The organism is Novosphingobium sp. ZW T3_23 (genome assembly GCF_044987305.1).
In the GTDB taxonomy this organism is placed as follows: Bacteria; Pseudomonadota; Alphaproteobacteria; order Sphingomonadales; family Sphingomonadaceae; genus Novosphingobium.
The window spans coordinates 143,308-169,285 of record NZ_JBJDRF010000001.1 but is presented as its reverse complement, the minus strand read 5'-3'; the positions used below and the strand labels follow the sequence as shown (position 1 = coordinate 169,285).

24 protein-coding genes are annotated in these 25,978 nt (G+C 61.9%); 14 read left to right on the top strand and 10 right to left on the bottom strand.

Features of this window, described 5'->3' with window-relative positions:
• Positions 1-4: 4 nt before the first annotated feature.
• The 4 genes from ACI3K3_RS00715 to ACI3K3_RS00700 form a co-directional block, all read right to left on the bottom strand.
• Positions 5-1,207 (bottom strand): MFS transporter, encoded by a 1,203-nt coding sequence (locus tag ACI3K3_RS00715; protein ID WP_404911557.1) that lies wholly within the window; start codon positions 1,205-1,207, stop codon positions 5-7.
• Positions 1,208-1,769: 562 nt separating this feature from the next.
• Positions 1,770-2,732 carry a quinone oxidoreductase family protein gene (locus ACI3K3_RS00710; RefSeq protein ID WP_404911453.1) on the bottom strand — a complete coding sequence of 321 codons (963 nt, stop codon included), beginning with the start codon at positions 2,730-2,732 and terminating at the stop codon, positions 1,770-1,772.
• Between the two features lie 57 nt (positions 2,733-2,789).
• Entirely contained in the window at positions 2,790-3,521 is a 732-nt protein-coding gene (locus ACI3K3_RS00705) for an SDR family NAD(P)-dependent oxidoreductase (protein WP_404911452.1), read from the bottom strand.
• A gap of 90 nt (positions 3,522-3,611) precedes the next feature.
• Positions 3,612-4,196, bottom strand: a complete 585-nt coding sequence (locus tag ACI3K3_RS00700) for a TetR/AcrR family transcriptional regulator (RefSeq protein ID WP_404911451.1) — start codon at positions 4,194-4,196, stop codon at positions 3,612-3,614.
• A 194-nt stretch (positions 4,197-4,390) separates the two neighbouring features.
• Between ACI3K3_RS00700 and ACI3K3_RS00695 the strand changes: the two genes are divergently transcribed.
• Positions 4,391-5,158, top strand: coding sequence for a creatininase family protein (locus ACI3K3_RS00695; protein WP_404911450.1), 768 nt, complete (start codon positions 4,391-4,393; stop codon positions 5,156-5,158).
• Between the two features lie 14 nt (positions 5,159-5,172).
• The gene (locus ACI3K3_RS00690; RefSeq protein ID WP_404911449.1) at positions 5,173-5,322 is read left to right on the top strand and encodes a hypothetical protein; all 150 of its coding nucleotides are present in this window, start codon (positions 5,173-5,175) and stop codon (positions 5,320-5,322) included.
• On the opposite strand, the gene ACI3K3_RS00685 is transcribed toward ACI3K3_RS00690, so the two are convergent.
• On the bottom strand, positions 5,319-6,404 hold the full coding sequence (locus tag ACI3K3_RS00685) for a redoxin domain-containing protein (protein WP_404911448.1): 1,086 nt from the start codon (positions 6,402-6,404) through the stop codon (positions 5,319-5,321). The two genes, ACI3K3_RS00690 and ACI3K3_RS00685, sit on opposite strands and share 4 nt — an antisense overlap.
• Before the next feature lie 224 nt (positions 6,405-6,628).
• Here ACI3K3_RS00685 and ACI3K3_RS00680 point away from each other — a divergent pair, with 224 nt between their 5' ends.
• The 3 genes from ACI3K3_RS00680 to ACI3K3_RS00670 are packed head-to-tail and all read left to right on the top strand — an operon-like array spanning position 6,629 to position 9,129.
• Positions 6,629-7,882 (top strand): epoxide hydrolase family protein, encoded by a 1,254-nt coding sequence (locus ACI3K3_RS00680; RefSeq protein WP_404911556.1) that lies wholly within the window; start codon positions 6,629-6,631, stop codon positions 7,880-7,882.
• 23 nt (positions 7,883-7,905) lie between these two features.
• Positions 7,906-8,319 carry an organic hydroperoxide resistance protein gene (locus tag ACI3K3_RS00675; protein WP_404911447.1) on the top strand — a complete coding sequence of 138 codons (414 nt, stop codon included), beginning with the start codon at positions 7,906-7,908 and terminating at the stop codon, positions 8,317-8,319.
• A 12-nt stretch (positions 8,320-8,331) separates the two neighbouring features.
• The gene (locus ACI3K3_RS00670; RefSeq protein ID WP_404911446.1) at positions 8,332-9,129 is read left to right on the top strand and encodes an alpha/beta fold hydrolase; all 798 of its coding nucleotides are present in this window, start codon (positions 8,332-8,334) and stop codon (positions 9,127-9,129) included.
• An 84-nt stretch (positions 9,130-9,213) separates the two neighbouring features.
• Here the strand turns inward: ACI3K3_RS00670 and ACI3K3_RS00665 are convergent, their stop codons facing one another.
• The gene (locus ACI3K3_RS00665; RefSeq protein ID WP_404911445.1) at positions 9,214-10,638 is read right to left on the bottom strand and encodes an aldehyde dehydrogenase family protein; all 1,425 of its coding nucleotides are present in this window, start codon (positions 10,636-10,638) and stop codon (positions 9,214-9,216) included.
• Positions 10,639-10,731: 93 nt separating this feature from the next.
• Here ACI3K3_RS00665 and ACI3K3_RS00660 point away from each other — a divergent pair, with 93 nt between their 5' ends.
• On the top strand, positions 10,732-11,661 hold the full coding sequence (locus tag ACI3K3_RS00660; protein ID WP_404911444.1) for a LysR substrate-binding domain-containing protein: 930 nt from the start codon (positions 10,732-10,734) through the stop codon (positions 11,659-11,661).
• A gap of 117 nt (positions 11,662-11,778) precedes the next feature.
• On the opposite strand, the gene ACI3K3_RS00655 is transcribed toward ACI3K3_RS00660, so the two are convergent.
• Positions 11,779-12,675: an AraC family transcriptional regulator N-terminal domain-containing protein gene (locus tag ACI3K3_RS00655; RefSeq protein WP_404911443.1), complete on the bottom strand. Its 897-nt coding sequence runs from the start codon at positions 12,673-12,675 to the stop codon at positions 11,779-11,781.
• 188 nt (positions 12,676-12,863) lie between these two features.
• On the opposite strand from ACI3K3_RS00655, the gene ACI3K3_RS00650 reads away from it, so the two are divergent.
• Positions 12,864-13,595, top strand: a complete 732-nt coding sequence (locus ACI3K3_RS00650) for an SDR family oxidoreductase (RefSeq protein ID WP_404911442.1) — start codon at positions 12,864-12,866, stop codon at positions 13,593-13,595.
• Positions 13,596-13,667: 72 nt separating this feature from the next.
• Here the strand turns inward: ACI3K3_RS00650 and ACI3K3_RS00645 are convergent, their stop codons facing one another.
• The 3 genes from ACI3K3_RS00645 to ACI3K3_RS00635 all read right to left on the bottom strand — a co-directional run bounded on the left by ACI3K3_RS00645 (position 13,668) and on the right by ACI3K3_RS00635 (position 17,030).
• Complete coding sequence (locus ACI3K3_RS00645; protein WP_404911441.1) at positions 13,668-14,858, bottom strand: MFS transporter; 1,191 nt, start codon at positions 14,856-14,858, stop codon at positions 13,668-13,670.
• Positions 14,859-14,871: 13 nt separating this feature from the next.
• Positions 14,872-15,906: an aldo/keto reductase gene (locus ACI3K3_RS00640; protein ID WP_404911440.1), complete on the bottom strand. Its 1,035-nt coding sequence runs from the start codon at positions 15,904-15,906 to the stop codon at positions 14,872-14,874.
• 215 nt (positions 15,907-16,121) lie between these two features.
• Positions 16,122-17,030 carry an alpha/beta hydrolase gene (locus ACI3K3_RS00635; protein WP_404911439.1) on the bottom strand — a complete coding sequence of 303 codons (909 nt, stop codon included), beginning with the start codon at positions 17,028-17,030 and terminating at the stop codon, positions 16,122-16,124.
• Between the two features lie 336 nt (positions 17,031-17,366).
• Between ACI3K3_RS00635 and ACI3K3_RS00630 the strand changes: the two genes are divergently transcribed.
• From ACI3K3_RS00630 to ACI3K3_RS00600, 7 genes are all read left to right on the top strand, one after another.
• Positions 17,367-18,035: a TetR/AcrR family transcriptional regulator gene (locus ACI3K3_RS00630; protein ID WP_404911438.1), complete on the top strand. Its 669-nt coding sequence runs from the start codon at positions 17,367-17,369 to the stop codon at positions 18,033-18,035.
• Positions 18,036-18,244: 209 nt separating this feature from the next.
• Complete coding sequence (locus ACI3K3_RS00625; RefSeq protein ID WP_404911437.1) at positions 18,245-20,530, top strand: TonB-dependent receptor; 2,286 nt, start codon at positions 18,245-18,247, stop codon at positions 20,528-20,530.
• Positions 20,531-20,564: 34 nt separating this feature from the next.
• Positions 20,565-21,854 (top strand): MFS transporter, encoded by a 1,290-nt coding sequence (locus tag ACI3K3_RS00620; RefSeq protein ID WP_404911436.1) that lies wholly within the window; start codon positions 20,565-20,567, stop codon positions 21,852-21,854.
• Between the two features lie 766 nt (positions 21,855-22,620).
• Positions 22,621-23,085 carry a DUF1348 family protein gene (locus ACI3K3_RS00615; RefSeq protein ID WP_404911435.1) on the top strand — a complete coding sequence of 155 codons (465 nt, stop codon included), beginning with the start codon at positions 22,621-22,623 and terminating at the stop codon, positions 23,083-23,085.
• Positions 23,082-23,660, top strand: coding sequence for a TetR/AcrR family transcriptional regulator (locus ACI3K3_RS00610; RefSeq protein ID WP_404911434.1), 579 nt, complete (start codon positions 23,082-23,084; stop codon positions 23,658-23,660). The genes ACI3K3_RS00615 and ACI3K3_RS00610 overlap by 4 nt, the downstream gene beginning before the upstream one ends.
• A 225-nt stretch (positions 23,661-23,885) precedes the next feature.
• Complete coding sequence (locus ACI3K3_RS00605) at positions 23,886-25,307, top strand: hypothetical protein (protein WP_404911433.1); 1,422 nt, start codon at positions 23,886-23,888, stop codon at positions 25,305-25,307.
• A gap of 208 nt (positions 25,308-25,515) precedes the next feature.
• Positions 25,516-25,884, top strand: a complete 369-nt coding sequence (locus tag ACI3K3_RS00600; RefSeq protein WP_404911432.1) for a hypothetical protein — start codon at positions 25,516-25,518, stop codon at positions 25,882-25,884.
• The last annotated feature ends 94 nt before the right edge of the window (positions 25,885-25,978 follow it).

Here is a 25,978-nt window from a genome sequence, read left to right as displayed (position 1 = left end):
ACCCTCATGCTTTCGCGGGCACAGGGGCGTGCCAATCGGGATATGCGCGCAAGCTGAACACCAGCCCACCGGAAACGAGCGAGATGACGACGCCTGTCAGCAGCAGGGGCGTGTAGCTGCCATAGCGGTCGTAGGAGAGCCCCGCCGCCAGCGGCCCTACGGCGGAAGCGAGGGCGATGACGCTGGTCATGAACCCGAAGATCGTGCCGTAGTTGCGCATGCCGGCGTAGCGCGCGGTCAGATAGCTGCACAACTGGATCTTCGTTCCCGCTGCATAGCCGCTTATCATGATGCCGAGGATGATCGTGGCCGGCGTCGCAATTCCTGCCATCAGCATCGGCCAGCCTATCGCGGTCGAGGCTAGCGTGACGCCGCCCACCACACGCGCGTGAAAGCGATCGATCAGAGTTCCGGAAACCAGCTTTCCCATGACCCCGGCCACGCCCGACAGGCTGACGAGCCAGGCCGCCTGGCTGCGGCTCATGCCTGCTTCGACCAGAATGGGGAACTGGTGAACCACGATGGCGATGGTAACGGTCAGGACCAGGAATGTGGCCACCGCTACTTTCCAGAGCGACGAATTCCGCCATGCCTGCGATAGCGAGAGCCCCGCAAGGTCGATCCTGTCTGGGGACGCGGAAAATCTTTGCTTTCGCTCACGATCGCGGACGTCGAACAGAAACAAGGCCGACAAGATGAGCGCCAGGGCGCCCCATCCTAACCCCATGACCGCGTAGGCGGCACGCCACCCCGATCGCTCGATAATGTAATTGGCCAGCGGCGGCGCAATGACTTGCGCAAGCGCGGTGCCCGACATGGTGACGCCCAGCGCGAGGCCGCGCCCCCTTGTGAACACGCTCGCGATGGCGGTCGACCAGAGGGTCGACTGGATCAGCAGGGCCACCACGCCCCATACGAGCCAAAGGCCGATCCATTGGGCGAGCGATCCATCCGTCAGCGCAAACGCGGCAATTGCCATCGCCGTCAACACCAGCCCTGGCAGGGCAAGGCGCCGCGAGCCGAAGCGGTCGATCAGGTTACCCACAAATGGCGAACACAGAATGGAAAGCAGAGATGCTATGGCCATGCCCAGCGTGAGTTCGGTCCGCCCCCAATCGAACTCTGCTGCAAGCGGATCCATGAATACGCCGGCGGCAGCGGTCATGAAGGACATGAATGAAAAGCCGATACAGGCCGCAAGAACCATCGGCCAATAGCGGTGCCATTCGGTACGAGCCGATTCATGCTGACCCAATCCAGCTCTCCCGCAGATTCACGCCCGGCTTCCGAGCCGAGGTCTAACTTTAGATCGTCAATGAATATGCTATCTGAGTCCAGATAAAAGGAACCTGTTTGACGAACCACAAGTCGAGTGGGGGACATCTAATTTTCTGATTTTCGGATTGAGGATCGCCAAAATTCAAAGGTTTTCGTTCGAAAATGGCAAGGTTATCGCTGAGCCGATCATTTCTCCACCCGGTTACACAGGATCCCCAAGCGGCTTTGAAATTGTGAAAGATCGACGTTAGAGTACCCTTAATGCGTTGCATATAGCGCTTAGATGCGGGAATTTAAGCGGATCGTGAAGATCGACCCCTTGTTGCCGTTCAGAGCCTAAATTCGGCTACTCAGTTGCAGACATTCCGGTTCCAATATCTCGCGAGCGATCGCCGCGCTTCTGATCCGGCTGCTCGCATGCCTGCTTAGACCAAGAGTGGATTTGACGGCCATTTCCCCGCATTGCCGGTTTATGTTCGATTGCCGGGCCATCACGGAATAAGGAGCAGTTTGCCTGTGGTAGCACGGCTTTCCATGGCTTCGTGTGCCACCGCAGCATCTGCGAGTGGGAACTCCGTCGCTGGCGCGATGACCAGCTTACCCTGGCGGATCCAGTCGAACAGGCGCTGCGTCCTTTCGCGCAGGAGTTGGGAGGTATGGATATGGTCTGAGAACACGGCGTAACCTATCTTGACGCTGCGAGGCAGGCTCATGATGTCAAGCCCGCCAGGACCGCCAAGAACCGGTCCATACCAGCACAAGGTGCCGGCCCGGCGGAGCGACGCCAGAGAGCCATCGAAGGTCGCGGGGCCGGAACCGTCATATACGACGTTCACGCCTTCGCCTTCGGTCAATGCAAGGACATGCGCGGAAAAGTCGCCATCCGCGTCGACGATGACATGGTCAGCACCTGCTGCCTTCGCCGCTGCCACTTTTGCCTCGCTGGAAACGCGGCCGATCACGGTGCCGCCCCGTAGCTTGACGATCTGCGACAGGATCTGGCCAAGGCCGCCTGCCGCGGCATGCACGAGCGCCACATCGCCTTTCTGCACGGGGTAGAAGTCGGTTGCGAAGTGACTGGCCGTCAGTCCCTGCATCATCAGCGAGGCGGCAAGCTTATCGTCGATATCATCGGGCAGTGGTACGGCGGAGGTTGCAGGCATCACGACCTTGCTGGCGTAACTCCCCCAGGCGAAAACCCAAGCAACCCGCTGGCCGACCTGAAGTTCGGTGACGCCTTCACCGACTGCGGCGATACGCCCGGCCCCCTCCACGCCGGGGACGAGCGGTAACGGCCGCGCGATCATGCCCCTTCGCGTGCCGATATCCATGAAGTTCACCCCGGCCGCCGACACATCGACCAGGATTTGACCCGGGCCAGGACGGCTATCCGCAGCCTCGTGGAATCGTAGCACCTCAGCAGCACCTGTCGCCGCCATGGAAATGACTTTCACGGTTTGAACCCTTCCACATTGAATCGTTGCAAAGCTCGATATCGGCCCAGTTCAGGCTCAGAGGGTGAAGCCGCCGTCGATCGTGACGCTCGAACCGGTCATGTAGCCGGCCTCGGCGCTGGCGATGTAGGCGATCAGTCCGGCGATCTCCGAGGGTTTGGCGACGCGGTTCAGCGGGCTCTTGCCGGCAAGAAAGTCGATGGCGCCAGCATTGATGTCGGTGTCGGTCGGTCCGGGCTGCACGTTGTTCACGGTGATGGAACGCGGAGCGAGGTCGAGTGCGATGCCCTTCACCATCGCCGCGACCGCCGCCTTGGTGAACTGGTAGACGCTGGTGCCGGCCATGCCGGTGCGGATCGCGACGTTGCTGCCAACGGTGATCACGCGGCCCCCGTCGACGAGGTGAGCTGCGGCGGCCTGTATGGCGAGAAACACGCCGCGCACATTGATGTCGAGCATCTGGTCGAGTTGTTCGAGCGGAACCGCATCGAACGTACCCATCGTGAAGATGCCCGCATTCACGACGAGCACGTCGATCCTGCCGAACTTGAGAGTGACCTGCTCGACTGCATGGCTGATCTGACGAGCGTCGGAGCTATCGGCCTTGATAGCCACCGCCTCACCGCCTGCTGCTTCGACAGCGCTCACCAATTCATTCGCCTTGTCCTCACGCGAGGCATAAGTGAAGGCCACCTTGTAGCCATCCTTGGCGAAGCGCGAGACCGTTGCGGCGCCGATGCCACGCGAGCCACCGAACACCAATGCAACCCTCTTGAAACCATCGCTCATGATACTTCTCCTGTTATTGACATTTTAGTCCATAATTCGCCGCAAAGGCTCTTTTCGGCAGTGCCAATCACTGACGCTCCGATGCGGAGCCTATTTAGCTTTGAGCCTGTCCACACTGAAACGCGCCAGGCGGCGAAGTCCATCAAGGCTCCCTCCCGCCCGAGCCGCCGTCTGCAAGCCGGTCATGGTCATCTGGACGAAGCTGGCCGCCTCGTCCGCGTCCAGCGTGCTGTCGATCTCACCAGTCCGTTGACCTTCCTGGATGCGCGCAAGCAGTTTTTCGTGCAGTACCGGCGCGACTTTCTCTCGAAGTGCGGTAAGTTCGGGGTCGGCGGAGCCGAACTCGCTGACCGATCCAACCCCCATGCAGCCAAGCAAGCGCCTGTCGTCATCTTCATCGATCAGCCCGACGAGAAGTTCCTCAATTCCGGCGATAGGGGAAGCCGGTTCGATGAGGCGGTGTAAATGCCCGCTGGTCGTTCCGCGCTGGTAGGTGCGCAGTGCTTCCACATAAAGTTGGCGCTTGTCGCCGAACGCATTGTAGAGGCTCTGGCGCCCGATACCCATCGCGTCCTTGAGGTCGTCCGTCGTTGTCGCGGCGAAGCCTTTCGCCCAGAAAACGTCAATCGCCTTCTGCAGAGCAGCATCCCGGTCAAATTCACGTGGTCTCGCCATGGGCTACAGATGGATGTTATGGATCATTCTGTCAATAACATCCATCGCGAGTTTCGGACCGGTTTTTCGTCGTGATCATGCGCTTCCATCAGAAAAGCCGGCCCCTGCTAATGCCAACTCACAGCGCATAACGAGCTTGTTCCTCTCGTCCGAGCGATAGCCCCTGTCGAAGCACAGTCACAGGAGATGAAAAGATGAGATGGCAGGATCTTACGACGCGCGAACTGGCGGAAGTCGATCGCAATACACCGCTCTTCCTTTCGATCGGGGCGGTCGAGCAGCACGGACCTCATCTGCCGCTTGCCACGGACTCGCTGATAGGCGCTTATTTCCTCGACGCCCTGAACCGGCGACTGGGACATGACATCCTGGTCCTGCCCCAAGTCAGCATCGGTTGTTCGCATCATCATATGGATTTTGCCGGGACGCTGACCGTCAGTCATGCGGCTTTTCAAGCCTATGTCTCCGATATTCTCCATGCCGCGATCATGCACGGTTTCCGCAACGTGATCCTGTTCAACAGCCATGCCGGCAACCAGGCCGTCGCCAATCTCATCATGGAGAACGTCGGCTCCGTTCACCCGGAATGCCGGATCGTGCTGGCGGGGTGGTGGCTTCTGGTAGCGCCCGAACTACGCCGGTTGCGCGGGCCCGACGCGGCGCGCGATTCCCATGCCGGAGACCTGGAGACCTCGATCGTGCTGCATGCCGCCCCGGGCGCGGTTCGCCCGATCGAACCGAATACGCCTCCTTGCCATCATCACGGCTTTGACTGGTCCGCAGGCGATCTGCTGACGGCGGAGCGGGCCACGCTCTATAGCTCGATGCACACGCGCACGTGCGGCAGCGGGGTAGCCGGAGATCCATCCCTGGCGACGGCCGCAAAGGGTGAGGCGATAACCGGCTACGTACTCGACGCGCTGACCGACATCGTCGAGGATCTCAGGACGGCGGACGGCTAGCCTGACGCAACGTGGTGAGCAATGCGCCGGCGTGGCGCGCATCGCGCGCGTCATGCCGCGTGGAAGCGCAGGTTGCCACCTTCCACCACGACATCGAGCCATACGCGCCCAGGCAGATCGCGCTTGGACAGAACCTGGCGCGGCTGCTCGGCCAGCTGCGTTAGCCGAAGGTGAAAACATAGGCGCGAATACCGGGCCGCTCGAAGCGGATCGAGACGGTGCGATCGGCTATGGTGCCGCTCTGGCGTACAAGCTGGTAGAGGCGATCCTCGCGCAGCTCTCCCCAGCCGTCGGCGTCGACATCGGTGCCGTGGTTCGGGCCGGGAGCCTTGCCGTCGATCGTGACCCGGAAGCGTACCGGGCGACCATCCGCTGGCCCGCCCAGCACCAGATGGGCATCGCGTGCATGGAAGCGATATTGCAATTGGGCACCCGCGCTGGAGGACGTGATGTATTCCGGCCCGATGATCCATGTGCCGGTCAGATCCCAGGTGCCGCGCGTCAGGTCTGCGGCGGCATTATAAAGCTTCGCACGGTTGCTTAGAAGGCCGCCGGGGGAGCGGAATCCTTCGGCCTTATCGTAGCCGAGATAGGCTTCGGGCGAGCCGAGCTGGGCCCAGTCGGCCCCGGCTTCGATGCCGCTGCCGCTAACGGCGGTGGTCGGCACGCCCGATACATCGTGTCCGGCCCGCGTCAGCAGCTTGCGGATCAGCGCCTCGCTCTGCTCATAACCGCCCTCGCCGATGCGATAGCCCTGAATATGGCCCTGAGCATCGATGACATAGAGGCCGGGCCAACCCTCGTTGGCGAATTTCTGCCAGGTGGAGTAGCCGTTGTCCTGCAGATTGGGCCATGTCACGCCCAGTTGGCGGGCGGCCAACCGGGCCTTGGCGGCATCATGCTCGAACTGGAATTCCGGGGCATGTACCCCCACCGCCACAAGACCCTTGTCCTTGTAGCGGGCATTCCACGCCTTCAGATAAGGCAAGGCGCGCAGGGAGTTGATGCAGGAATAGGTCCAGAAATTGACGACGACCACTTTGCCGCGCAATGCCTGAACGCCGCCGGGCACCTCCGTCAGCCAAGGCCCGGCATGTTCCAGCACCTCGATCGGGCGTGCCGTGGCGCCGATCGGCACCGGGCTGGCCAGCGCCGGAACCAATGCCTCGGCGCAACAGGCGGCCGTGACGATACCGCCGGCGATCAAGGCCGCAACGGTAAAGCTGAGTAAACGGGGCGTGGTCATGATGTGTCTCCGGGCAAACGGCCAGGCGATCCGGCAGTCTTGCCCTCATCCTAGGCCGTTCGCTCGGGTTAGCCCGTTTGACGGTGCATGGATCCGTTAGTTGCCGATAGCGCCGCTCCTTGCGGCTAACACCATCTCACCGCGCCTAACGAGCGCCTTGGCACCGCCTGCCTATACTGGCCGTCATCCAATCGAGGAGACGAGCAGTGGGGTACGAGATCAACATGGCACGGCGGCAGTTTGCCATAGGCGCATCGGCGGCCGTGGCCCTCGGCGCCATGCCGGGGCTGGCCGATGCGGCGACCGGCAGCACGGAAATCCGCCCTTTCAAGGTGGCGATCCCTCAGGCCGACATCACCGCCATGAAGCGCCGCATCGCGGAAACTCGCTGGGCCGATCCCGAACCCGCCGCTGACGACAGCCAGGGCGTGCGCCGCGAGACCTTGCAGCCGCTGATGGCCTATTGGGCTGGCGCCTACGACTGGCGCAAGGTGGAAGCGCACCTGAATGCCCTGCCGATGTTCGTGACCCGGATCGACGGCCTGGATATTCACTTCATCCATGTCCGCTCTCGCCATGAAAAGGCGATGCCGCTGATCCTGACCCATGGTTGGCCGGGCTCGGTGCTGGAGTTCCTGAAGGTGATCGGCCTACTTACCGATCCCACCTCTCACGGCGGCAAGGCCGAGGATGCCTTCCACGTCGTGATCCCCTCGATCCCCGGTTTCGGCTTTTCCGAAAAGCCTCCGGTCGTGGGTTGGGGTTCGGACCGCATCGGCCGGGCCTGGTCGGCGCTGATGCTGCGGCTGGGCTACGACCGCTACGTCAGCCAGGGCGGCGATTGCGGGTCGGTGATCTCGCAGCGCATGGCATTGCAGCATGTGCCCGGCCTCATGGGCATTCACCTCAACATGCCCGCCGTCGTGCCCGCGGACATCGCCCGCACCCTGGCTGCGGGCGATCCGGCGCCGGACACGCTTTCGGCCAAGGAACGTGGGGCGTTCGACCAGCTCGCCGCCTTCTATCGCGACAATTCCGCATATGCCGCGATGATGAACACGCGCCCCCAGACGATCGGCTATTCGCTGGTTGACTCGCCCGTCGGCATGGCAGCGTGGATGTACGAGAAGATCGCGCAATGGACATATAGCGGCGGCCAGCCCGAGAAGGTGCTGGGCCGCGATGCGATCCTGGATGACATCTCGCTTTACTGGCTGACCGGGACCGGGGCCTCTGCGGCGCGGATCTATTGGGAAGACCATTCCAACAACTTCAACGCGCGCGGCGTGATCGACATGCCCGTGGCCGTCAGCGTGTTCCCGGGCGAGATATTTCGCGCCCCCAGAAGCTGGGCCGAGCGCTGCTACAGCAACCTCTACTACTTCAACGAAGCCACCGATGGCGGCCATTTCGCCGCCTGGGAACAGCCCGCGCTGTTCGCTCAGGAAGTGCGCGCCGCCTTCCGCCCCTTGCGTTGACCCCGATTACCAGGAGAAACATCATGTCCGATATCAAGACGCTCTATGCCGCGAAAGTCCACGTCGTCGGCGGCCGTGAAGGCCAGGCCAGGAGCAGCGACGGCCGCCTCGACGTAAGGCTCTCCACCCCCGGCGGACCCGGCGCGGGCACCAACCCGGAGCAGCTTTTCGCGGCGGGCTGGTCAGCCTGTTTCGAGGGTGCGATGGCCATTGCAGCCAGGGCAAAGGGCGTGGCCCTACCGGAGACGCTTGCCATCGATGCCGAGGTCGAACTGCGCCACGGCGACGACGGCTTCTCACTGGCCGCGCGCCTCACGGTTCACGTCCCCGGCCTGTCGGAGGATCTGGCCCGTCAGATCATCGAAGCTGCCCACCGGACCTGCCCCTATTCCAAGGCGATCAAGGGCAACATCGACGCCATCGTCACGCTGGCCTGAGGAGGAAAGACCATGAAGAAGAAAATGACGATAGGCGGTGGCCTGATGCTCGCCGCCGCCTTGATGGCTTCGGCCGCCCCGGTTGCCGTTGCCGGGCCTGTCTCCGCCAAACTCACCGTGGTTCTGGTGCATGGCGCCTTTGCCGATAGCGCAAGCTGGAACGGCGTCATCACCGTTCTGGAGCATGACGGCTATCATGTCATTGCCGCGCCCAACAATCTGCGCGGCGTCCGTGCCGATGCCGATGTCGTCGCCGACGTGGTGAAAAGCGTCGCGGGCCCCGTCGTGCTGGTCGGCCATTCCTATGGCGGCTCCGTCATCACCGAGGCGGCGGAGGGTGCCGAGAACGTCAAGGCGCTGGTCTATGTCGCCGCCTTCGCGCCCGAAGCGGGTGAGACGGCCCTGGGGCTCACCGGCAAGTTCCCCGGCAGCACGCTTGGTCCGACGCTGGCCCCGCCGGTAAAGCTGACCGGCGGCGGAAACGACCTCTATATCCAGCAAGAACGGTTCCCCGCCCAATTCGCTGCCGACGTACCCTTGGCTGCCGCGCGGTTGATGGCGGCAGGCCAGCGCCCCATCGCAGAGGCTGCGTTGAATGAAACCGAAACCGCCCCGGCGTGGAAGCATACGCCTTCCTGGTTCATCTACGGCGATGCCGACCGCAACATCCCTCCCGCTGCGATGGCCTTCATGGCCGAGCGCGCGAAGTCGCGCCGGACGGTGGTGGTGAAAGGGGCATCGCATGTGGTGATGGTCTCCCATGCGATGGAAGTAGCGGGCCTGATCGAAAACGCCGCCAAGGCTCCATAACCTTCCGGCACCCCGCACACTCAGGCCCGGCAACGCTTTTGGCATTGCCGGGCCTGAGCTGTTGTCAGGTTTCTCCTGCTGGGATCAGGCGGCGGGCCTGAGGATCGCGCGCGGTTCCAGGAAGGCATCAAGGCCATAAGCGCCGATTTCGCGGCCGAGGCCGGATTGGCGGAACCCTCCGAAGGGCGCGCAGGGATCGTGCGGCGCGCCGTTGATCACGACGCGTCCTGCGATCAACTGCCGCGCAACGCGCAGGGCGCGGTTTTCGTCGGAAGAGAGAACATAGGCCTGAAGTCCAAAATCGGAATCGTTGGCGATCGCGACGGCCTCGGCCTCGTCTTCATAAGTGATGACGCTCAGGACCGGGCCGAAGATCTCTTCGCGGGCGATACGCATGTCGTTCGTGACATCGGTGAAGATCGTCGGCCTTGCGAACCAGCCCCGCTCCAGTCCTTCGGGCCGCCCTTCACCGCCGGTCAGAAGACTCGCGCCTTCTTGCAGGCCGAGCCGGATCCAGCCCTGCACGCGTTCCCAGTGCGCGGCATTGGCAAGTGGGCCGATCCGCACTTCCGGATCGGCAGGGACGCCTACCTTGAGGCTTTCCGCCTCCCGCTTCAGGCGCGCGACGATTTCTTCCCGGCGTGAGCGCGGCACCAGAATGCGCGATCCGGCAACGCAGGCCTGGCCACTGTTGGCAAAGCCGCTCATCAGCGCGACGGGGATCGCGGCATCGAGATCGGCATCGTCGAGGATGATCGTCGGGCTTTTGCCGCCAAGTTCCAGCACCAGCCGCTTCATCGTTTCAAGCGCCGAACGCTGGATGATCCTCGCTGCCGGGGTCGAGCCGGTGAACGTGATCAGCGCCACGTCGGGGTGTGCCGTCAACGCCGCGCCAACTTCCGGCCCGGCGCCGTTGACGACATTGAGCACGCCCTTTGGCAGCCCCGCTTCATGCAGGCACTCGATCAGCACCTGCGTCTGGATCGCACTCTGCTCCGCGGGCTTGATGACGATCGTCGAACCAGAACCGATGGCATGGGCCAGCTTGGTCGCGATGAAGCCGAAGTTGCTGTTCCACGGCGTTATCGCCCCGACTACCCCGAGCGGCAGCATCGTCACCGAACTGGTCCCGGCGGTCCGCTCGAAGGCGTAGGCCTCTAGCGAAGCGGCCATGACCTCGAAGACCGAGGCGGTGTTCCGCACCGAAAAGCCGGTGAAATAGGCCGGTGCGCCATACTCTTCCGTCATCGCCGCGATCAGATCGTCGGTCCTGGCCTTCACCGCGTCCCGAAGACGGTGGAGCATGCCGATCCGCTCCGCCTTCGTGGTTCGGGCCATGGCCGGAAATGCGCGCTTGGCGGCCGCTACGGCCAGACGCAAGTCTTCGGCATCGCCCAGCCGGACGGAGCCGATGCGTTCCTCCGTGGCGGGGTTGAAAAGGTCGAAGCGCTCGCTGCCGTGCGGGGTCACGAAAGCGCCGTCGATATAGATCTTGTCGATAGTCCGCATTGTACTTCTCCATTCTGCCTCAGGGATATGGCGTCTGCGATCTGTTCCGATTAGAAGGACAATGAAGGACAGGCTGATAAGGAAAATCGCGCAATGGCCAGAGCAAGCCTCGCCGAACTGGAAGCTTTTGCGACGGTTGCGCGCCGAGGAGGCTTTCGTGTCGCTGCGCGTGAACTGGGGGCATCTTCCTCCGGATTGAGCCATGCCATCGCGGCATTGGAAGAGCGCATGAACGTGCGCCTGTTCAACCGGACCACGCGCAGCGTTGCCCTTACGGCAGCAGGGGCGCAGTTTCTCGAGGAGATTCTGCCTGCGCTCGCGGCAATCGACGGGGCAATCGCGAACGTGGGAGAAGGCCTGGGAGAGCCCTCGGGACTGTTGCGTCTCAACATGGCAGCAGGCTCGGCCCGGTTCATCATGGAGCCGTTGATCCGCGACTATCTGGAACGCTATCCGCGAATGCAGGTGGAAGTGGTCAGCGAAGCAGCGCTGGTCGATGTCATCGGCCAGGGCTTCGACGCCGGTGTTCGACTGCGTGACGCCGTTCCACCGGACATGATCGCGGTGCCCATCATTCCCGAGGTACGCCTGATCGTCGTCGGTTCACCGGGCTATCTGGTGGATCGTCCCCTGCCGACCGTCCCGCGCGATCTCCTTGCGCACGAGTGCATCCGTTACCGGATGGGAAGCGGGCGCATCTATCACTGGGAATTCATGCGGGACGGCGAACGGCTTGAACTGGACGTCCCCGGCCGCTTGATCCTAGACGACAGTGGGCTCATGCTCGATGCCGCGTTGGCGGGAATGGGGCTGGGCTACCTTGCCGAAGAAACGGTGGCGCCGCACGTCCAAGCGGGGCGGTTGACCCGACTGCTGGCGGATTGGATGCCGCAAGAACCGCCACTTTGCATCTACTATTCTGGACGTCGTCATGTTCCGGCCAAGCTGACGAGTTTTATTGAACTCGCACGCCATCATGCCAAACGACGGTCGTTTACTCTTGCACAGAATATCCCAGGGTAGATTCACCGATCGCAGATTTTCATAATGCGATCAGAGATCGATAAATATTTTCGTACCGGGTTGGGTTCTCTAAAATCAATAGACCCGAACATAACTTTTCAGGGAAGGCACGCCCCCCTAAATCGCCATCGCCATCTGCGGCGTCGCCCTTAGACGGCTCATGTCGCGCACGGGAGGCGCGCCGAAGAGGCGGCGATATTCGCGGCTGAACTGGGAGGGGCTATCATAGCCAACGCGGAAGCCCGCCTCTGCCGCGTCGAGCCGGTCGGCCAGCATCAGCGCCCGCGCTTCCTGCAACCGCAGCTGCTTTTGATATTGCAGCGGGGTCATGGCAGTGACGCGGCGGAAATGGTCATGGAAGCTGGACAGGCTCATGCCGGCAAGGGCGGCAAGGTGCGCACCGCTGAACGGCTCGCGGAAATGGGCCTTGAGCCAGGCGATCGCCTGGGCGATCTGACCGGTGCGACTTTCACCGCTGGCGATGGCTCGTAGCACGCCTCCACCCGGCCCGGTCATCAGCCGCACCAGCAATTCCCGCTCGATCAGCGGTGCGAGCAGCGGCGCATTCGCCAGATCGCTGACCAGTGCCGTCAGCCGCGTCGCCGCGTCGATCAGTTCAGGCGTCATCGGGTGTAACGTCATCCCGCTGCTCTCATCCGCGCCCGCCGGCAGGGGCGGCAGGGTCAGCGCGATCTCCGAAAGCAGGCCGGGGTCGAGATAGAGGCAAAAGCAGAGATAAGGCGCGTCCGCGCTCGCCTGAGTCACAGCGCCTGTGATCGGCAGGTCGAGCGAGGCGACGAGATAGCTGGCGGGGCCATAGTCGATCACCGCATCGCCCAGCAGTACGCGCTTGCCCCCTTGCGCGATGATGCACAGCGCCGGGCGCTGCACCATATGCACCGGCTCGCCGCGCTGGCCCGAGCGGACCAACGCAAGTCGAGCGATGGGCGTGTCGAAAATGCCGTCACGCTCGGCGTATCGGGCAATCTGCTGAGCCAGTTCCTGATGCGCCATCAACGCTTCTTCCACAGCGGTCGGTAAGATCAGCCTACACGGCTCACCAAGACCGATCCAGCCCGATGCAGCAAATCTGGAATATCGTGCAATCATCCCGGATGACCATTCTACCACCTCCCGACCAGATAGCGTCATGTAGAGGCATCGGATCGATGGTTCGGTCCGTGCGAACAGGAGTGACTATCATGGCTATCGAGGACAAGGTCATCGCGGTTACCGGTGCCAGCAGCGGCATCGGCGAAGGCACGGCGCGGCTGCTGGCGGCACGCGGCGCAAAGCTGATGCTGGGCGCACGCCGCACTGACCGGCTCTCCGCGCTGGCGGAAGAACTGAACGCAGCGGGAGGCACCGTCAACTTCCGGTCGCTCGACGTAACCGACCGCGCCGATTTCGAGGCGTTCATCGCCGCGACGGAGGCCGAATATGGCCGCGTCGATGTGCTGGTCAACAATGCGGGCCTGATGCCGCTGTCGCGCTTCGACAGCCTGAAGGTAGACGAATGGGACCGCATGATCGACGTCAACATCCGCGGCGTCCTGCACGGCATAGCCGCCGCCCTCCCTCGCTTCAAAGGCCAGGGCAGCGGCCAGTTCGTCAACATTTCCTCGATTGGCGGCTATGCCGTGTGGCCAACCTGCGGCGTCTACAGTGCAACCAAATATGCGGTGCGCGCGATCTCGGAGGCGCTGCGCATGGAGCATGACGACATTCGCGTCACCATCATCGCGCCGGGCGTGGTGGAATCGGAACTGGCCCACACGATCACCGATCCGGTAGCAGCGCAGGCGATGGTCGATTTCCGCTCCATCGCACTCACCCCGGACGCGATCGCGCGCGCTATCGCCTATGCGGTGGAGCAGCCGGCGGATGTGGACGTCAACACGCTGATCGTCCGGCCGGTCCGCTCAACCATCTGAAGAGTGTTGGGGGGCAATCGCATTTCGCCCCCCTTCACTAGCGGCAGCCAGAATCTTACTCGCCTTTTCCGTTCAACTCATTTCATTGCAAAGCGCTTCAGTCAGCCTGACGTGGGTCGATGAAGCCTTTTGAACGCTGATCAGCACGGCTAGCAACCCAACTCCCGATGCTGCCGCTCCTGCGAGCGCGACGAAGGGCAGGCTGAGCCCCGCCGCGATCACCGCTCCGCCCAGGGCGGCACCGATCGCGTTGCCCAGGTTGAAGGCTCCGATGTTCATCGAGGAAGCCAGGTTCGGTGCATCCGCAGCCGCACTCATCACACGAACTTGCAGCGGCGGCACAAGCGCGAAGCTGGCGATGCCCCACAGGAAGATCAGCACGGCCGTCAGCGCCGCATGAGGCATGGCAAAGGCGAAGGCGACGAGGATCGCGGTGAGCGCGGCCAGCGTCACGATCAGGGTTCGATCGACCGAACGATCGGCAAAGCGTCCACCCAGCCAGTTGCCGATGGTCAGCCCCACGCCGTATACCACCAGCATGGCCGTCACGAAGCCGATCGAGCCATGGGTCTGTTCGCGCAGGATCGGGGTGATGTAGGTGAAGACGGTGAACATCGCGCTGGCGCCAACTACGGTGAGGCCCAGTGCCGCCAGCACCGGACCACGCATCAGCACCCGCAGTTCGGAGCGGGCATCAGCGCCCGTCGGCGCGGGCATGTCCGGCAGGGTCAGGCGCAGCGCCGCGATGGTCAGCAGGCCGAGCACGGAGATGCCCCAGAACGCCGAGCGCCATCCCATGACTTCGCCCGTCCAGGTCGCAAGCGGCACGCCGACGACATTGGCGATCGTCAGCCCCATGAACATGGCGGCCACCGCGCCGGCCTGCCGCTGGGGTGGGACCAGGCTGGCCGCGACGATCGATCCCACGCCGAAGAACGCGCCATGGTTCAGCGAGGTGACGATCCGCGCAAACAGCAGCATGCCATAGCTGCCGGAAAGCGCCGCGATCAGGTTGCCCGCCGTGAAGATCGTGGCAAGGGCGATCAGCAGCGTTCGGCGCGGCAGCCGCCCGGTGGTCAGCGTCATCAGCGGCGCGCCCAGCATTACGCCGATGGCATAGGCGCTGATCAGCAGGCCGGCCGAAGGGATCGAGACGCCAAGGTCGGTGGCGATGACGGGCAGCAGGCCCATCGGGGCGAATTCGGTGACGCCAATGCCGAAAGCTCCGGCTGCCAGCGCGAGAAGTGGTGGGTTGATCTTCATGATGGTCCTCCCGTCAGACAAGCCGCGGGTTCAGGCGGGCGAAACCGTCCTGTTGGTGATAGGGTGCATGGGGATAAGCAGGCATCTGGTAGCTGGCCTCGTCGAGCCGGGCGATCTGCTCTGCGGTGAGCGACCAACCCACTGCGCCAAGGTTCTGGCGCAGTTGCTCCTCGTTGCGCGCCCCGATGATGACCGATGACACGGTCGGCCGCTGCAGCAGCCAGTTGAGGGCGATCTGCGGAACCGTCCTGCCGGTTTCCGCCACGATTTCGTCCAGCGCATCCACAACGCGGTACAGATGCTCGTCCTCCACCGGCGGCGCGAAGGCGGCGGTCTGATGCAGACGGCTGCCTTCGGGGATCGGGCTGCTGCGCCGGATCCGGCCGGTGAGGCGTCCCCAGCCGAGCGGGCTCCACACCAGAGCGCCCACGCCCTGATCTGCGGCGAGCGGCATCAGATCCGCTTCGTAGGCGCGGCCGATCAACGAGTAATAGACCTGATGGGCCACGAAGCGCGGCCAGCCATTACGGTCCGCCGTGGCCAGCGCCTTCATCAACTGCCAGCCGGGATAGTTGGAAACACCGATATGGCGCAGCTTGCCCGCGCGGACGAGATCGTCCAGCGTCGCCAGCAGTTCCTCCACCGGGGTCGAGGCATCGAAGGCGTGGAGTTGCAGCAGATCGATGTAGTCGGTGCCGAGACGGTCCAGCGCCGCTTCCACGCCGCGGATCAACCGACCGCGCGAAACGCCCCAGGCGCCCGGGCCGTCCCCGGTCGGCAGGCCCAGCTTGGTGGAGATCAGCACGGCATCGCGCCGCCCCTTGATCGCCGCGCCCAGCACCTCTTCCGACGCGCCGCCCGAATAAACATCGGCAGTGTCGAACAGATTTATGCCGGCATCGACGCAGATATCGACCAGACGGCGCGCTTCCTGGGCGTCGCTATTGCCCCAAGCCCCGAACAGGGGGCCGGAACCGCCGAACGTGCCGGTGCCGAAACTCAGCGCCGGAACCCGCAGGCCCGATGCGCCCAATTGCCGATATTCCATCGTATTCCCTTTTCATTCCGTGATGGGCGCATAAATGGAATGAAAGGTGTCCCGAGTTTAGTCCGTTGAAAGGCGAAACATCTTTGCATTGGATGAAAAGACAAGATCCAGTGTCGCTCCCCAGCAACGGACCGGCAGCTTTCCCATCATCCTACCGAGAGGGTAGCCGTGAAAAGACCTGCCGGTTTCGAGCGATTTACTAGGCCGTAAACTAGTCAGGGGGCTGTCTTTCCGGTCAGGAATCCCTGCATGGAAAGCCACGCGGTGAATTCATCTAGCAGGAGCGTTGTCGTGGTGTTTGGCTTTCCGAGCCCGAAACCATGGCTCCCCTGCTGATAGCCATGAATTTCTACAGGCCGCTTGGCTGCGAGCCAGGCCTGCGCGATCGGAAAGCCCATCGAGGGAAACAGAGGATCGTCGAGAGCAATTGCATCGAACATCGGCGATGCATCTGCCGGAACGTCGATCTTTGCCTGCGGGCCATAGATGTACCCGAAGAAAGCAGGTCGTTCGCCCGACTTCGCGGCAAGGACGGTCTGGAGCGAGGTCATGGCGCCTGCCGAAAAGCCGATCATGCCGACGCGGGCGGGGTCTACGCCCCATTTGGCGGCATGTTCGCGCACCATCTTCAGCGCGGCAAGACCATCCTCAGTCGCCTGCGGATTGGTCAACACCGGTTGCTTGGTCGGATCGGGAATGCCCTCCATCATCTTGGCCCAGACATATTTCCCGGCTTCGGCTTCGTCCTTCGGGGTTGGCAGGAGGCGATATTTCAGAACGAACGCGGCAATACCGCGGTCTGCAAGGGCCTGAGCGACATCCCAGCCCTCGTGCGACATGGAAAGCGCCATGAAAGCGCCGCCGGGCGCCACGATAACAGCGGTGCCGGTCGCTTTGGCAGGATCGGGAAGAACCGGCGTCAACGTGGGCCGGGTGACATTGCGGACCGCATAGTCCTTACCGAAGTATCGGGCCCAGTTCTCGTTGGCGGCAGATCCGGGCGTCTTGGCGCCATAGAGCGGGATGGCGCCCGTCTCGACCGGCGCGCTTGCCGGAGCGGGGGCGGGATAGTCGGCGGGCTGCGCAGCAGCACTCCCTGCTGCTGCTACGCATGCTGTTGCCATGACAAAATATGCCGATCTGCCAGTTGCCATCCACAATCTCCCGTGTGTTTTGAAGGTAAATGACATCTATAAACGGAAAGCGTCAAATACGCTTATTTTGCAATCCCATAGTAATTTCCTATACCTCCGTGCCTTACACCCATGTGCGGTCCGTGCGGTATTCCCGCAGCTCGCGACCAACATAGGCCATTCCAAGGTTGATTTAGGAAGACCCATTCACACTGGAAGCGTCCGTTCCCGGTTTAAAGCTGTCAGGATGCAAGGCGCCCATTCAGCCGCTTCACCACCATGCGTCATGTCTCTTGAACGAGGTCGGGTTCACGCATAGCTAAAGGAATGATGTCACGCATCGTCGCGCCTAATGCTTTAGCCGAACACCGAACTCGCGGACGTCCCCCGCTTTCTTCCGATGCGCTCTCTCTGCGCCGGGATAGAATTCTCGGAGCCGCCACGAAGATGTTCGTCGAGCGGGGATTCTCTTCCGTCACCCTGTCCGAGGTCGGCGCGGCCGCCGGGGTAACGAAGAAGACGATTTACGAGCTTGTCGGGGATAAGGACGCGCTTTTCAGAGCGGTTTGCAATTCGATGCGCGCCGAGGGGCCGTCTTTTCGCTTCGAGATAGCCACCGAGGATTCCGATCCGAGCGACGTCCTTCATAAGATGGCGCGCCAGCTTATCGAACATTCGCTCGACAAGCGCCTCACCACGTTGGAGCGGGCCGTCATGGCCGAAGCCACTCGGCGCGAAGCAGCGGTCAGCGAGGTCATTACCGAGGGTCGGGACAACCTGTTCCGCGTGATCGCCCGCCTGTTCGACGTCTTCGTCGAACAGGGCGTTTTCCCGCCGCTCGATACGATCACGGCCGCCCGGATGTTCTACGACGCAACCGTCGGCACGCGAGGCTTCAGGGCCGCACTCGGCGCGCCGGTCGAACCTGCCGATGACGACGAAATCGCCATGCGCGTGACGATGTTCCTCAAGGGCTATATCGAGCAGATCGCCTGAGCGATGGCGTAGACGGCAGGCCATTGACAACCCTGACGTCGCGATTACTCATACCCGAAGTATAGAAAATAAGAACCAGGAGAGGTGGCGGATTCCCTGAGTCCGCCGCGCCATGCAACCCAGGAATTTCTGCTCTGCCGACGACCTTTCAAGGGCGCATACCGCGCCTTGCGGGGGGCAGATGGCTGAGGCGTAAGAGGGGAACCGTCATGCTTGAAGGCGTCTCGATACGTGCGCGTTTGATGACCGCAGCGGCGATCGCCGTACCTGTCCTATTCTCGGCGCAGCCCGCCAGTGCGCAGACTTCCGGGAATGCAGAGCCCTCGACTGCCGTCAACCGCGCGGAACCTGCATCGGGACTGTCGGAGATCATCGTCACGGCACAGCGCCGGGCGGAGAACCTGCAGGACGTGCCGATCGCGGTAAGCGCCGTGACGGCCGATATGCTGGCCCAGTCGGGCGTGGACACCTCGCGAGACCTGCCACAGATCGTGCCCAGCGTGCAGTTGACGCGATCCGGACCGAGCGGCCTCTTCTTCATCCGCGGGGTGGGCACCACCAACGCCGCTGCGGGAGAGGAAGGCGCAAACGCCTTCTACGTCGACGGCGTCTACCTTGGCGACCTCAGCCAGACGATCAATAATTTCAACAGCATAGAACGTGTCGAGGTTCTGAAAGGGCCGCAAGGGACGTTGTTCGGCCGAAATGCCACCGGCGGCCTCATTCACATCATCACGCGCGAGCCGGGCCAGGAGGCAAGGCTGGATGGCAAGATAGGATACTCGAACTACAGTACGGTGGACGCGCAGGTCTATGCGGCGGTTCCGATAAGTGACACGATCAGCGCCGATGTCGCCTTGACCAGCAAGTACCAGCGGGATGGTTGGGGCAGGAACCTGACGCGTGACACCAAGAACGGGATCAACCAGTATCAAGGCATAAGGTCCAAGCTTGTCGCCCGCCCTCTCGATACGCTCAAGCTTACCCTTTCTGGAGATTATTTCCGCAGCGAGGACAATCTGGGTCTCGGCTGGCGCCTGGCCGATGGGACGGTCGGTACGGGTGGAACGGTCGGTCCGGGCGGGCACGATACGACGGCCAATCACGATGCGCTCACCAAGCTTCGGCTTTGGGGCGTAAGCCTGACGGGAGCACTGGATCTCGGCTTCGCGGACCTGACCAGCATTACCGCGCTTCGGCGCACGTCCAACAACAGTCGTTTCGACGTGGATGGAGGACCGCTCAATCTGGTCAACATCGAATACCTGGCCAAAGGCAGAACCTTCCAGCAGGAGCTTCGCCTTGCTTCCACGTCTTCCGGACCGCTCACCTGGCAGGCCGGCCTATTCTACCTCTATTCCCGGGCAAGCACCGACCAGAATCAGAACGGAGACGCTTTCGCCGCGCAGAGCCTGCGCGAAATCGACATCATCTCTTCGCTGACCACCCGCTCCTATGCGGCATTCGGGGAGCTGACATATGCCATCACGCCTACGACGACGATTACGGGCGGCCTGCGCTATACGCAGGACGTCCGCGATTTCGACGGCACCCAAACGCCGACCCTGCTGACCGGCGCCGTCCTTCCCACCACCACGGTCCTGTCCCGTCTCAAGTACAGCGAATTCACCTACAGGGCGGCGCTGCGGCAAGAGCTTGCCGAAGACGTCAGCCTCTACGCTTCCATCAATCGCGGCTTCAAGGCAGGCACATACAGCCTGCAAAGCCCAACAAGCCCGCCTGTGGATCCACAGTTCATCATGGCCTATGAGGCAGGCATCAAGTCCGAACTGCTCGACCGCCGCCTGCGCCTCAACGTCTCCGCCTATCACTACGACATTGACGATTATCAGGTCCGCTCGGCCGCGGCCGCCAACCCCGGCGCCAACATTCTGCTCAATGCCGCCACCGTCAAGGTGGACGGTCTGGAGGCGGAATTCGAAGCGCTGATCGTCGATGGGTTCCGGCTGTTCGGCGGCGCCAATCTCTTGCGGTCGAAGTATCAGCGGTTCGGCGGACCTAACTCCGACTTCCAGGCGCCGATCTCCTATCCCAGGCCGGCAACCTGCCCGCCATCACTGGTGGGCACCGCCGATCCCGGCGTACTGCTGCCGGGTCCACGCACCGGCGGCCTCGCGACCTGCTTCGGCGATGTTTCCGGCAACTACACCCCCCTCGCCCCCAAGTTCGCCGCCAGCCTCGGCGGTAGCTATACCTTCGACGTGGGACAGACCGGCAGCCTTCGCCTCTCGGCGCTCTACAATTACAACAGCGGGTATGTCTTCGAACCGGACAATGTCGCCCGACAGGCAAGCTTCCACCTGCTGAACGGCTCGATCGAATACCGGCCCTCCGAACAGGTCGGCATCGAATTCTGGGCCAGCAACCTGACCGACACCGAATATGTCGTCCAGGATCTGTCGACGGCCACCGGCGTCACCGAAGTGCTGGCACCGCCGCGCACTTACGGGGTCAATCTCAAGTTCAATTTCTGAGGTGCGGAGCAGCCCGGCCGACAAGGCCTCAGCCATGACGAGATCCATCGCGCAAGGCGGCATCCCTCCAGCACCGATGACGGCCGTGCAGGAGTGGAGAGAGCACTGGGGACTGGTGCTGGCAGCCTTCATAGGCTTCTCCTTCCATTCGCTCACAACTTATTCCGCCGGGCTGTTCCTGGAGCCGTTGACCGCCGCCTTCGGATGGACACGCGCCCAGGCGACCGCCGGCCTGTCCATCGCGGCGATGGTTTCCATTCCTCTTGGCCCGGTCATCGGCGCCGTAGTGGATCGCTGGGGGGCGCGCGTCCCGGCAATCCTGGGACTGGCGCTGACCGCGATCGCGGTGAGCGGCTTTGCTTTGGCGAACGGATCGTTCGGCCAATGGATCGCGCTATGGAGCTTCTATGCGGTCGTCGCCACGGGCATCAAGTCGACCGTGTGGACTGTCGCCATCACGGGAACCTTCACCGCAGGTCGAGGCCTCGCGCTTGGCGCGGTAATGTGCGGCGCTGCTGCAGCGCAGGTCGTCACGCCGCCGTTGACGCGGATGCTGATCGACACCCAGGGATGGCGAGCGGCCTATGTCTGGCTGGGCGCTGGCTGGGGCGGCATCGCCCTAATCGTCGTGGCACTCTGGTTCTGGGATGCGAGAGCCAGGTACGAAAGAGCCAGCCGCCGGATCAAGGACGAAGGCGCCCGGCCCGATCTTCCGGGTCTCGCGCTGTCGGCAGCGCTGATGGATCGATCCTTTCTGATGATTGCCTGTTCAACGCTCGTGACGATGTTCATCGGCGTGGCCTTCATCGTTCATCAGGTTCCGCTGCTGACCGACCTTGGCATAGCGCGCGAAGACGCTGCCTATCTGGCCAGCCTGAGCGGCGTGGCGGGGATTTTCGGAAAGCTTGGGACAGGATGGATGTCCGACCGCTGGGACGCGCGCCGGGTGGGCGCGATCACTTTGCTGGCTCCGGCGGGTGCGCTGGCGCTCCTGCTACTCCCTGACCGCAGCGCGACGGTGATCATCGTCGCCATGATCGTCATCGGTTACGCATCGGGCGCGAAGCTTCAAATCTCCGCCTACTTGATCAGTCGCTTCGTTGGCATGCGCAACTTCGGCAAGGTCTTCGGCATCGTTGGGGGTCTCATCGCCGCAGGCACGGGTTTTGGCCCTGTAACTGCCGCCTGGATCTTTGACCGATACGGCAGCTACACGCCTTTCGTCATACTCGGGATACCGGCCAGCGTTCTCTGCGGGCTCCTAATCCACTGTCTGCCGCCATTGCCCAGTTGGGACGTACCGCCCACTTCAAAGCGACAGTAAATCCTCGAGCAAGGACGTCGCAAGATCATGACCGCTCCGGGAACTACGACGCGCGCCGACAAGCTTCGATACTGAAAAGAAAACCGAAGCGGCCCGATCGCTTGACACTCAATCAATCGAATACTGTCTGCGTAATAATAGATGAACTACTTTCGTTTAGCGTCGGATTGCATCATGCCTAAGATGCTTTGTTCAGCCTCCCCCCCGAAGATCTAGAGTATTTCTGTAAACCCCGCACAGCGTCGCGGTTCTGGTTGTCGCCGATATTGTCCTGTGCGGTCACACCGACTGCGGCGTGATGACGGCCAACGCCAAATGGGGCCGACCGCAGCAGCCTGCCGGCTGTGTCGAGCTGGCTGCACCACGCGGATACGGCAAAGGCAATCAACAACGAGCCCCCATAGCCGTACGTCCGGCAAGGTCGCCGGCATGGTGCGCGAGAACGTCATCGCCCGGCTCGCAAATCTTCGCACTCGTCCGTCCGTCGCCCTGGCTCTCTCCGAAGACCTGTCCGCCTGCACGGTTGGGCTTATGACATCGACGACGGCATCATCAGCGCGATCAACTTCAAGCTCAAGCCGGAGAAGCGCGAAGACCCCAAAAAGACACTTGTACCGATCGGTAAACAGTTGTACCAATCGGTACACAGCGGCAAACCTTAAAGGGAAATCAAATGAATCGCCGCTCTTTCATCGCTGCCCTTCCTGCTGCGGCCCTTGCGGCCCCCGCGATTGCCAAGACCGATCACATCTCGAAAGGAAACCAAATGTCCCGTCCCCCGCTGCCCCCGTTCACGCACGAGACCGCTGTCGAGAAGGTTCGCCTGGCCGAAGACGGCTGGAACACCCGTGATGCCGCCAAGGTGGCATTGGCTTACACGCTCGACACGCGCTGGCGTAACCGCGTCGAGTTCGCGACCAACCGCCAGGAGGCACAGGCCTTCCTTGAGCGCAAGTGGAACAAGGAACACGAATACCGCCTTATCAAGGAGCTGTGGGCGTTCACCGGCAACCGTATTGCCGTGCGCTATGCCTACGAGTATCGCGATGACGCCGGACAGTGGTTCCGCGCCTACGGAAACGAAAACTGGCTCTTTGCCGAAGACGGACTGATGTCGAACCGCCACGCCAGCATCAACGAGATGCCCATCAAGGAATCGGAGCGCCTGTTCTTCTGGCCTCTCGGCCGCCGTCCCGACGACCACGCCTCGCTAAGCGATCTCGGCCTTTGAAGTCCAAGCGCGCCCTTACCGATCGCGAAAGTGCTCTCCCGGCACTGGCCGAAGCCTTTCGCGAGCACGGGTTCGAGGGCGCGAGCCTGGCCGTGCTGTCAAAGGCGACCGGCCTTGGCAAAGGCAGTCTCTACAACTTCTTTCCCGGTGGGAAGGATGAGATGATGGAGGCGGTCCTTGAGAATATCGACGGTTGGTTCGCCAACGCGATTTTCTCGCCGCTGGAGAATGTTTCCGATCCGGCGGCGGCTGTCACGGCCATGTTCGAAGATGTGACCGCATATTTCCGCTCTGGAAGAAGGGTCTGTGTCGTCGGGTGCCTCGGGCTGAATTCCTCTGGCGAAACCTTTGCGGTCAAGGTGAAGGAATACTTCGCCCGCTGGATTTCGGCCTTGGCCCACTGTCTCGAAGCGGGGAAGGTTCCGCCAGCGAGGGCCCTGGACCTCGCGGAAGAAGCTGTTTCCGGAATACAGGGTGCAATCGTGCTGGCGCGGGCGCTTGGCGATGACGCGAGCTTTCAGCGGATCGTTCACCGCCTGCAGTCGTCCTTGCTCGATGCGATCGGCGACGACTGACGCCTCCGGGACGGTTCCCGCCCTCGGCAACTCATTCTTCGAAGAATTGTTCATCCATGCGCATTCTCGAACGGACTGTTAAAACTCGTATGGCAATGCGTCCTTCCACTGGAATCGGGTAGGAAAAGGGCTGTTATGCATGTGCCGTGGTGGTCTCGCAGGGACTATAATGCATTTCTGATTTTGCTGATGTTGCTCCCATTGTTTTGGCCGGCAGTCATCCCCTTGGAAGATTTGCCTGGTCACATGGGGCGCTTTCGCATTCAGGCTGGAGTCTCGGACGCACCAACGCTTGCCGAAGCATTTTCAATTCATTGGATGCCCGTGGGTAATCTTGGGGTCGATCTCATTGTTCTGGCGCTGCAACCCCTTTTGGGAATTGAGCTGGCAACAAAACTGACAATAATTTTGCTAATAATACTATTCTCTGTCGGCCTTCTTACTGTCATAAAGGAAGCGCATGGTGAAATACCGGCGACGGCTGCATTCGCTTTACCCCTCGCATACGCTTATCCATTCCAGTTCGGATTCGTAAATTTCTGGCTGGCCTCTGGCTTGGCACTGCTGATTTTCGGCCTTGTGCTCCGATACCAAAGACTAGAACGTTCGCGGGCCTGGCGATTGCTTATCTTGCTGGGAAGCCTTGCCATCTATTTTGCGCACGTGTTCGGCTGGGTGTTTTTCGCTTTGATGGTTGGTGGCAATTCACTCTATCGTCAATTTCACCGCTATGGCCCGACTTGGCTCGCAATTCGCGGCATAATATTAGAAGGCCTTCTGCTTTGTCTGCCCCTTGTCTTCATCGTATTATGGCGCAGCACCGATAGCGGCGGTGAAACCAGCGCTTATTTCGACATTTCCCATAAGTGGGGTTGGATCGAGAGCGCCCTTCGCGATCGTTGGGTGCAATTGGACGGTCAGTCCGCGCTCGGCTGTGTAGGTCTGATCATCCTGGGGCTGGTGGGCGCTATGAGGATGAATCCGCGGCTTCTTACCATTTTCGCTTTGTTGACGGGCTTCTACCTATTCATTCCTTTCGCATTTCACGGCCTTATTTATGCCGACATGCGCATGACTCCCCTGCTTCTGGCGATCGGCATCGCTGCGCTGGCGCCGAGGGCGATCATGGGCAAGCGGGTCGCTGCAATGCTTGCAATCGCCGCGCTTGTCTTCGTCTGCGTGCGAACCGCAGCAATGACCTACAGCTACGTCCTGGCCAGCGACGATCAGGAAAATCATCTCCTCGCCCTGGATCACATTCCAAAGGGATCGCGGGTCGTAGCCCTCGTTGCGCCGGATTGCCCACGTGGCTGGTCGGGATCGCGCATCACCTCGCTTGCCAGTATGGCGATCGTCCGCCGCGACGCGTTCGTTAATGCCCAGTTTGAAATGCCCGGCGCGCAGCTCGTCGCGGTCAGTCCCTCCATACCACGTGACTTTGCCTACGGGACCGGCTCGCTTGTTCGCCTGCCCGATTGCGACCGGCCAGAGCCCGAACTGGCCGAACGGGTTGGTCAAATTCCATATGACGCATTCGATCACGTCTGGTTGATTGGGGTTGGCCCCGGCGATCGACCTTCTGTCCCCCGGTTGCGTCTGGTATGGTCAAATGACCAAAGCGCAGTCTACGCGATTGCATCGGAATAGCAGAAAATGGCGTTTCAGGACTTTGTTGAAATGGCCGACAGTGCTTCTTTTCTCTGATCGTCACCCGGCACTCGTCATTGACGAGTGCCCCTCTGGGCTTTCACGAAAGTAGTCGCAGAAAAACCGAAAAACCTCAGCCTGCCTCTGAGCGAGGTCAAAAACCGGACTGACCGGACAAACGGGGCTCCGGCGAAGGTTTCGTGGCGGGGTGCAGCCCGCCGTCGATGGCACTGGTGCACTGGTTGAGGACTTTGAGACCGAAGTCGCCGCCTTGTTTGACATGTCCGCCGCACGCTTCATGCCGTCTGGCTGTATGGCCCAACCTATTGCTTTTCGCATCTGGAGTGAGCGCGCCGGCAATCCGACTACGGCTTTTCACCCGACCTCTTACCTCGAGCGACGCGAGGAATTCGGTTACCGTGAGTTGCATGGTCTGAGCGCACACCTTGTCGGTGATGTGAAACGGCCGAGGACGGCGGCCGATGTGATGGAACTGCTCGGCCCAGGCGGTGCGGTGCGCAAAACGGGCCTCGCCAGCGTGCCCGTCGAGTTGCCGGCACGAGAGATCGGCGGTTAGTTGCCCTCGTGGGAAGAATTGGTTACCTTTAGCGAATTGTGGTGAAGATCACATAGCATCGACCCGAAGCCTCCAAGACAAAGCTTTGAAACGG